Below are 8,052 nucleotides of genomic sequence, written 5' to 3'. Positions count from 1 at the left end.
GTAGGTGAGTAGAAAATGAGTATAACTTGCAATAATTGTCATACTATAAATAGAGATTCTGCAATATATTGTAAACATTGTGGAGTTCGTTTAAAAAGTTTATCTGTGGTTAAATTAAGTGAATTAATAATTCCAGACTCTATTAAAGAAAAGGTTAATCATGTTATGGAAATTGCTAAAGGACTTGGGGAAAGAAAAAAGAGGGGATATAATATAACTCTATGTTTAAATAGTATCATAATAGGTAAGGCAGGAACCGGTAAAACTAAATTAGCAAATTATTTAGCAACTGTTTTTCAAGAGAATGGACTTATAAAGGATATAACAACAATTGAAGCAGTTGATTATAATCGTTTTGCAAAAGATTTTGAACAAAATTTCCAAAAAACTAAAGGTGGACTTCTTATCATTAATGATGTTCAAAAACTTATCTCAAGTAATTCCCCAATTGGAATTGACTCATTAGATAAACTCTTCACAGAAATGCGCAAATCAAATGGGGATCCTATTGTTTTTCTTGTAGGCTTACCAGATGGTTTTGATGATTATCTTAAAGTTAATCCTCGTTTGAATGAGCTTTTTCCTTATAAATTTACTTTACCAGATTTAAGTGTTGAGCAACTTTATTTAATAGCGGAAGGAAGGATTAGGGAACAAGGTTTTGAATTAGATAGTTCTGCTCAAGATCGATTGAAACGTCGTTTAATATACTTAACAAAAGTGAGCGATAAATCCTTTGCTTATGGACATACTGCTATTAGAGAAGCAGAGGAAGCTATAAAAAATTATTTTATCCGAGTGATGAATGGTGCAAATGATGATCAAATTATTAAAAGCGAGGATATAATAGGAGAAGTAGCTGAAGTAAGATCACTTGAGGATATTATGTCAGAATTGGATGACTTTATTGGCATGGATGATATCAAAAAAGAAATCAAGGATCTAGTAGCAACACTTACTATTCAAAAAAAGAGAGCAGAACAAGGAAATCAGGTTTTTATTCCTAATCTTCATATGGTTCTAACAGGAAGTCCTGGAACTGGTAAAACAACAATTGCAAGAAAACTTGGTGAAATATTAGAAGCTATAGGCATATTGGAAAAGGGGCATGTAGTAGAGGTTGATCGTAAAGATCTTGTTGCAGAATATGTAGGGCAAACAGCACCTAAGACAAACTCAAAAATTGATGAGGCTATAGGTGGAATACTTTTTATCGATGAAGCCTATACCCTTATTCAAGGTGATCATGATAGTTTTGGTAAAGAAGCCATAGATACACTTCTTAAGAGGATGGAGGATGATCGTGGTAAATTTGTAGTAATTGTTGCTGGCTATCCAAATGAAATGCAAAATTTCTTAGATTCAAACCCAGGACTTAAATCACGTTTTACGCGTTTCTTCCATTTACCAGACTATACTGCAGAGGAACTTTTTCTTATCTTTAAAAAAATGGCTCATAAGCAGGGCTATAAAATTGACGAGAATGCAGAGGAAGAACTTAGAAGAGTTTGCGAAGACATGGTATCGAAGAAAGATCGAAATTTTGCCAATGCTAGAGAAGTAAGGAATTTATTAGAAAATTGTATAATTTACCAATCAAAGCGAATTATCAAACATCCTGAGATAAGTGAGGATGAACTCTCTTTAATTAGCGCAGAAGATATTCGTTCTGCATATGTTGGAGAGGCACCAATTTCTTTAGAAGATGCTTTAGCACCATTAGATAAACTTATTGGATTAAAACAAGTGAAAGAAGAGATAAAAAGATTAGCGGACTATCTTAAGGTCGAACAAATGCGTGCTACTATTGGTGGACAAAAAACGCCATTAAATATACATTTTGTTTTTTATGGTAATCCTGGTACTGGAAAGACAACTGTTGCTCGTATTCTTGGGGGAATTTTTAAAGCTTTAGGATTACTTTCAAAGGGTCATGTAGTAGAGGTCGATCGTAAAGATCTTGTTGGGGAATATGTAGGGCAAACAGCACCCAAAACTAATAAAGTAATAGATAAAGCTATTGGGGGCATTCTTTTTATTGATGAAGCTTACACTTTATCCAGAGGAGGAGCTTCAGATTTCGGGCGAGAAGCCATAGATACACTTCTTAAGAGAATGGAAGATGATCGTGGAAAATTTGTAGTGATTGTTGCTGGCTATCCGAATGAGATGAAGCAATTTTTGGATACAAATCCGGGATTATCTTCTCGTTTTACTAAGCATATTTTCTTTGAGGACTATAATCCGGAAGAATTAACAGCGATATTTATTTATATGGTTAAATCAAAGAATTTAACATTAGAACCTGATGCAGAGCAAGCCGTTTATAATCTAATGGAGCAAATCTCTCAGAAAAGAGATAAAAATTTTGCAAATGGTCGTACTGTTAGAAATATTTTTGAGCAAGTTTTACAAAACCAAGCAGAAAGGTTGGCACAATTGGCGAAAGAAAGTAATCCATCTCCTGAAGTTCTTAATACTATTACTATTGATGATATAGTTAAAATTAAATTATAAAAATATCATATGGGGTGGTGAATTTAGAGAGTAATGATTTGTCCTTGGTGTAAATCAGAGATTGATGACGATTCTTGGTTTTGTGATCAATGTGGTAAAGAGTTATGGATTTGTCCAAAATGTGGTAAGCCAGGACGTGGCAAAGCTTGCATTTATGATGGAAGCATGTTAGTTAAAGCCTCCGAGATAGTTAATTTATCTTCTGGGACATCTTCTTCTAATATTTATCAGGGAATAAATCAGAAAATTTCATCTTCGAGCGAATTACATCTTATAAATCGAAATCTTAATCTTGATTTAATTATACAGGATCAAGATATTATAGGGAGAACAGTAGGACGATTTACACAAATCTTTTCACAATACAAGAAAGTTTCACGACAGCACTGTCAATTTAAATTTGATCCCCAACTTGGATGGACAGTAATAGACCTTGGTTCAACTAATGGGACAATGTACGAAAATGTACCATTGAAACCAAATCAACCTGTACCGCTAAAGAATAGCAGTTATTTAATAATAGCAAACATTGAATTTTATGTTGAAATAAGGCAAGTGGGTGAACAAACGGAGAGGCTATAATGGAAATTTATGTTACTGCCATTACTGATAAAGGTTGTATAAGGGAACAGAATGAAGATAGAATTCTTGTGTGTGATGAAATTTTACAAGATGGACGACGAGATCTTAACATTTCTATTTCTAATAATGATAAATTTTTTATTGCAATAGCAGATGGAATGGGTGGACATGCGGCTGGTGAGATAGCTGCTGAGATGACTCTTGATTTAATGAGAAATAGAATATCCTTCCTTGAAATTGACTTAACAGACTTTGAATTGAAAAAAAGAATTCAAGAAATAGTTCAAGAAGTTCACAACATTATTATTGAAGAATCAAATAAAAACCCTGAAAGAAGTGGGATGGGAACCACTTTAATTGGATTATTGTTTTATAAGGAGTTTATTTATTATCTTAATATAGGTGACAGTCGATTATATCGCTTTCGAGATGATCTTCTTGTTCAAATATCGAAAGACCATTCACTAAAGGCTCTAACAGGCATACAATCTCATATTATTCTAAATTGTGTTGGTGGCAAGAATGATACAGTTTTTGTAGAATTTGATCAAGTTAGTAAAAAAATTTTTGAAGGAGATATTCTAATTTTATGTAGCGATGGATTAACAGATATGGTTCCAGATGAAGAAATTGAATCTATCCTGAAGAGTAGTAATGATCCGGCATTTGAATTGGTTAGTAGAGCAAAACAAAATGGGGGAATTGATAATATTTCAGTAGTAACAATTCAAATCTTGAATATTTAGATAATGGCAATTGGTATAGACATAGTTACTACCCTTGAGAAATATAGATAAATTCTTAGTAAACAAACTATAAAGAGATAAAAAGTCTTCTAAGAGTATCACTAGAAATTCTAAAACATGAGGATGAATCAAAAACATAGTTGATCTTAACTTATAATTAGGTGTTTTTCCTTCCATTTATATTTATCTATTTCTTTCCTATGTCCATACCTATTTACCCTGAAAACTCTTTTAAATATTGACAACAAGCTAAAGGATTTAGTATTATTAACATAGTTTTAACTGGGGAGTCGTCTAGTTGGTAGGACGCCTGACTCTGGATCAGGTAGGGATGGTTCGAGTCCATCCTCCCCAGCCAATTAAATGGCCCTATCGTCTAGTGGACCAGGACGTTGGGTTCTCAACCCAAAAACCGGGGTTCGAATCCCCGTAGGGCCACCATAATAAAAAAAATAAAGCCCCTGGAAATCTCCAGGGGCTTTTCATTTTCCTTGAATATTAGTACTCAGGTGGTGGGGGTGGTGTTTGTTTTTCTTTTTCTGGCTTTTCTGCAACGAGACCTTCAGTGGTAAGTATTAGTGCAGCTATACTTGCAGCATTTTGTAAGGCAGATCTTGTTACTTTGCATGGATCTACAATTCCAGCCTCAAACATGTTTACAAATCTATCTTTTGCTGCATCATATCCCATAGGTCCGTCCATTTCCTTTACTTTTTCTGCAATGATAGACCCTTCTTTTCCTGCATTGTTAGCGATTAATTTTAATGGTACATCCAAAACTCTCCTTACGATATCTACGCCAATTTTCTCATCCTCATTATTAACCTTCACATTATCTAATGCTTTCATTGCCCTTATGAGAGCTACGCCACCGCCAGGAACTATTCCTTCCTCTACTGCAGCTTTAGTAGCAGATAATGCATCTTCTATTCTGTGTTTCTTTTCTTTTAGTTCAACTTCTGTTGCTGCTCCTGCCTTAATAACTGCTACACCACCAGCAAGTTTTGCAAGTCTTTCTTGAAGTTTTTCTCTATCAAATTCGGAATCAGTCTCTTCTAATTGTTTCCTTATTTGAGCAATTCTTGCCTCAATTGCTTTTCTATCACCTTTTCCACCAATAATGGTAGTTTTATCTTTGTCCGCTCTTACTTTTTCTGCTCTACCTAATTGATTAAGCTTTACGCTTTCAAGTTTCATTCCGGTCTCTTCTGATATGAATTCTCCTCCAGTTAGTATGGCAATATCTTGTAACATGGCTTTTCTTCTATCGCCAAAGCCTGGTGCTTTTACTGCAAGAGATTGGAGAACTCCACGTAACTTATTTACTACCAAGGTAGCTAAAGCTTCACCTTCTACATCTTCTGCAATGATTACTAATGGTTTTCCTGTTTGTACTACCTGTTCAAGAATTGGGATTATATCATTTACTGCACTAATCTTCCTATCGGTTATTAGAATGTAAGGTTCTTCTAAAACTGCTTCCATTCTTTCAGCATCAGTTATCATATAATGGGATATATAACCTCTATCAAATTGCATTCCTTCTACAAGTTCTAAGGTAGTCTCTATTCCTTGAGACTCTTCTACTGTGATTACTCCATCCTTTCCAACCTTATCCATAGCATCCGCTATTAGTTGTCCAATTGCCTCGTCATTATTTGCAGAAATTGCAGCTACGTGAGCAATATCATCTTTTGTTTCGATAGGCTTTGCCATCTTCTTTAATTCTTCTACTACTGCTTCTACTGCCTTTTCTATTCCTCTTTTTACATACATTGGGTTAGCACCTGCAACAACACTCTTTAATCCCTCGTGAACTAATGCTTGGGCTAAAACAGTAGCAGTAGTGGTTCCATCACCTGCAACATCATTGGTCTTAGATGCTACTTCTTTTACAAGCTGAGCTCCCATATTTTCAAAGGGATCTTCTAAATCAATTTCTTTTGCAATAGTAACTCCATCGTTGGTTATAACAGGTGCTCCAAATTTTTTCTCCAAAACTACGTTTCTTCCTCTTGGTCCTAATGTTATCTTTACTGTATCTGCTACAATATCAAGACCTTTTACTAACGCTGTTCTTGCTTCCATGTTTAAACTTACCATTTTAGCAGCCATCTTTTATCACCCTCCTTTTCTAATTTTTTTAATTATTAACCTTCTATTACTGCCAAAATATCTCTTTCACTGAGAATTAAATATTCTTCTCCTTCAATCTTAACTTCTGTACCCGCATATTTAGCAAAAATGACTCTATCTCCCTCTTTAATTTCTAAAGGAACTTTTTGACCATTGTCTAAGATTCTTCCACTACCTACAGCGATAACTTTTCCTTGTTGGGGTTTCTCTTTAGCAGTGTCTGGTAATACTATACCTCCTTTAGTTTTTTCTTCTTGCTCTAAAACCTTTACAACAACACGATCACCAATTGGTCTTAACTTCATTAAGTATCTACCTCCTTTCTATAAATTTTTGTTAGCAATCAATTTAATTGAGTGCTAAACCAAGATTAATATATTAAAATCAAAATTTTTCTTCAATGCTAAAAAACAATGATTATTGGCATTTATTAATGATTATTTAGATTTATTCAGTAAAAATTTCCTATTTTCTCGTTCTTTTATTGTTTTACGATAAATTTCGATTAATTTAATAGCTAAATTCTGTACTGAATATTCTTCTGCTTTAATCTTGGCATTACTTTTCATTCTTTGGAGAATTTCAGGATTATCAAGTAAATATTCAACTTTATTTTTAAAGTGATCGTAATTTAGATCTGTGAGAAAACCTTCAACTCCATTAGTAACTAAACTTTCAGATCCGATTGCTTTTACAGCAACAACTGCACATCCACCAGCCATTGCTTCTAAAGTGACTAATCCCTGAGTTTCTGTAGTAGATGAGAAAACAAAAATATCCGCCATACTATAAAAATGTACTAATTCCTCTCGTGGATACCATCCCAAAAAGTATACTTTATTCCCTAAGTTTAATTTATTTTTTAATTCCTCTAAATTTTTTCTCTCGTCTCCATCTCCGACTATTAAAAGTACTACATCATCTCTTTTAATAAGTAAGTCTGATAGAGAATAAAGCAAAAACTCAATATTTTTTTCTTTTGCTAATCTGCCTGTATAAAGCAAAATTTTTTTACCTTGCCAAGGTTTATTATTTAAATATTTTTTAGGATCTGCTTTTTCCCAGAGCTTAAGATCTATACCTGTTGGTAGAACTTCAATCTCCTTTTTTACACCAAAGCTTTTGATTAGTGCTTTTAATTCTTCAGTAGGAGCTATAACTCTATCTACAGAATTGGCATAATAAACACTACTTTTTATAGCATATATTTCTTTTATCTTTGTCGGTATTATAGGAATATAGTGGACATATTTGTGGTATTGGGTATGGTAAGTGAAGACTATGGGCTTTTTATACTTTTTTGAAATTTTCAAGGCAACCTTTCCAATAACATAAGGATGATGTGAATGGATAATGTCAGGATTGAACTCTTCAAAAGCTTTATATACTTTCCTTGTAAACCATATTGGAATGGGATGAATAGTGATTTTTTTTAGAAAGATGGATGGAAATCTCCAAATTTTTTTATTTGTATCATCATAGGGTGGGAACCATGGAGGATAACTGGGCGCAAAAACCATAACTTCATGCCCTAAATCTTCCAAGGCTTTTCTATAAGTTTCCACTGATATTGCAGCTCCACCAGTATTTGGTAAGTAATTATTAGTAAAAAAAGCTATTTTCATTGACTTTCTAATAGAGACTTATAAACCTTTACAGTTTGATCTGCAATTTTATTGATGTCATAGGTATTAGCCAAGGCGATAGCCTTTTGGGACATTTTCATTCTAAGGTCATAATTTTCAGCGAGTTTTACTATTTTATTTGCAAAATCTTCCTCAGTAGAAGGTATATAGGAGTCAAAGAAGATATCTTCGTATTCTTTGAGATTTCTAAGGAGGAGAGGGAGTCCACAGGAAGCAGCCTCAATAGGTGCCATAGGGAAAAGTTCTTGTCTTGAAGGGAAGAAGAAAATATCTGCCATATTATAGAACTTATAGATTTCCTCATGAGGTTGGGGACCTGGAAGGAACAAGTTAGGAGGGGGGCTTGCCTGAACTCTTTTTACTTCGGAGTAACCGCTACTCAAGAATGAGAAGGGAATACCGCCGATCCAGAAGAATTTGTACTG

At 34.0% G+C, this 8,052-nt stretch carries 7 protein-coding genes and 2 tRNA genes; 5 read left to right on the top strand and 4 right to left on the bottom strand.

The genetic code is table 11. The features are described 5' to 3' along the window. Positions 1 to 15: 15 nt before the first annotated feature. The 5 genes from CBR30_09665 (at position 16) to CBR30_09645 (ending at position 4,286) form a co-directional block, all read left to right on the top strand. Positions 16 to 2,517, top strand: coding sequence for a hypothetical protein (locus CBR30_09665; GenBank protein ID PMQ00735.1), 2,502 nt, complete (start codon positions 16 to 18; stop codon positions 2,515 to 2,517). 33 nt (positions 2,518 to 2,550) lie between these two features. Beyond that, positions 2,551 to 3,099: a hypothetical protein gene (locus CBR30_09660; GenBank protein PMQ00734.1), complete on the top strand. Its 549-nt coding sequence runs from the start codon at positions 2,551 to 2,553 to the stop codon at positions 3,097 to 3,099. Further along, positions 3,099 to 3,845, top strand: a complete 747-nt coding sequence (locus CBR30_09655; GenBank protein PMQ00733.1) for a hypothetical protein — start codon at positions 3,099 to 3,101, stop codon at positions 3,843 to 3,845. The genes CBR30_09660 and CBR30_09655 overlap by 1 nt, the downstream gene beginning before the upstream one ends. 283 nt (positions 3,846 to 4,128) lie before the next feature. Next, positions 4,129 to 4,203, top strand: a tRNA-Gln gene (locus CBR30_09650). 7 nt (positions 4,204 to 4,210) lie between these two features. After that, positions 4,211 to 4,286, top strand: a tRNA-Glu gene (locus tag CBR30_09645). Positions 4,287 to 4,343: 57 nt separating this feature from the next. Here CBR30_09645 and groL read toward each other — a convergent pair. From groL to CBR30_09625, 4 genes are all read right to left on the bottom strand, one after another. Continuing rightward, complete coding sequence (gene groL, locus CBR30_09640; GenBank protein ID PMQ00732.1) at positions 4,344 to 5,960, bottom strand: chaperonin GroEL; 1,617 nt, start codon at positions 5,958 to 5,960, stop codon at positions 4,344 to 4,346. A gap of 35 nt (positions 5,961 to 5,995) precedes the next feature. Next, a complete protein-coding gene (locus tag CBR30_09635) occupies positions 5,996 to 6,286 on the bottom strand; it encodes a co-chaperone GroES (GenBank protein PMQ00731.1) in 291 nt (96 codons plus the stop codon). 132 nt (positions 6,287 to 6,418) lie between these two features. Beyond that, positions 6,419 to 7,606, bottom strand: coding sequence for a glycosyl transferase (locus tag CBR30_09630; GenBank protein PMQ00730.1), 1,188 nt, complete (start codon positions 7,604 to 7,606; stop codon positions 6,419 to 6,421). Beyond that, positions 7,603 to 8,052: glycosyl transferase family 1 (locus CBR30_09625; GenBank protein ID PMQ00729.1), on the bottom strand; the 450-nt coding region annotated here is incomplete at its 5' end. The genes CBR30_09625 and CBR30_09630, both read right to left, overlap by 4 nt.

This window comes from Dictyoglomus sp. NZ13-RE01 (genome assembly GCA_002878375.1).
GTDB lineage: Bacteria > Dictyoglomota > Dictyoglomia > Dictyoglomales > Dictyoglomaceae > NZ13-RE01.
Note: the sequence above shows the minus strand (reverse complement) of the source record. Positions and strands in the feature narration are given on the sequence as shown.

Coding starts and splice junctions, on each gene's coding strand:
- CBR30_09665 (PMQ00735.1), top strand. CDS start 16: ATGAGTATAACTTGCAATAATTGTCATACTATAAATAGAGATTCTGCA.
- CBR30_09655 (PMQ00733.1), top strand. CDS start 3,099: ATGGAAATTTATGTTACTGCCATTACTGATAAAGGTTGTATAAGGGAA.
- CBR30_09660 (PMQ00734.1), top strand. CDS start 2,551: ATGATTTGTCCTTGGTGTAAATCAGAGATTGATGACGATTCTTGGTTT.
- CBR30_09635 (PMQ00731.1), bottom strand. CDS start 6,286: ATGAAGTTAAGACCAATTGGTGATCGTGTTGTTGTAAAGGTTTTAGAG.
- groL (PMQ00732.1), bottom strand. CDS start 5,960: ATGGCTGCTAAAATGGTAAGTTTAAACATGGAAGCAAGAACAGCGTTA.
- CBR30_09630 (PMQ00730.1), bottom strand. CDS start 7,606: ATGAAAATAGCTTTTTTTACTAATAATTACTTACCAAATACTGGTGGA.